The organism is Brevibacillus sp. MCWH, from assembly GCF_013096935.1.
GTDB classification, from domain to species: Bacteria; Bacillota; Bacilli; order Brevibacillales; family Brevibacillaceae; genus Brevibacillus; species Brevibacillus aydinogluensis.
In genome coordinates this window covers 1-414 of the sequence record NZ_SDLF01000203.1, presented here as the reverse complement: position 1 = coordinate 414, position 414 = coordinate 1, and the positions used below count along the sequence as shown (strand labels likewise).

The following is a 414-nucleotide window of genomic DNA, read 5'->3' as shown; positions in this document are numbered from 1 at the left end:
TATATATACTTCTATAGGGGGTAATAGTCATGGAACTAGTTATTGTAAAAAACCGTGGGAGAGTTAAAGTTTATCAAGGGAAAATTATTCATGAAGGAAATGATTATTATTTCTTCATGACAACAAAGGACGGTGAAGTAAAAGATATAGTAGTACACACGCTATCAGATGATGAATTCAGTATCATACCAGTAAACAAAAAGACTATGGACGATATAACTTCGATACTTGTAAACGAGTATATATCGGAACAAGAACAAATTTGTATATGAGGTTGGGAATATCCCAACCTCATTTTTTTCTAGTTAGCTAATGTTTGAATAGAAATTACGAAGAATAAAAATAGTGCTCTTCTAAAGTTGTTGATAGTAGCAAGACGCTGTGTTTTTTTGTATGTTCCGAGGTCTTCTAACC

Annotated in this window: 1 protein-coding gene; it reads left to right on the top strand. The window is 32.4% G+C overall.

Annotated features, from left to right (window positions below):
• The first annotated feature begins 29 nt into the window (after positions 1–29).
• Positions 30–272: a hypothetical protein gene (locus ETC00_RS20080; RefSeq protein ID WP_171567781.1), complete on the top strand. Its 243-nt coding sequence runs from the start codon at positions 30–32 to the stop codon at positions 270–272.
• Positions 273–414 lie beyond the last annotated feature (142 nt).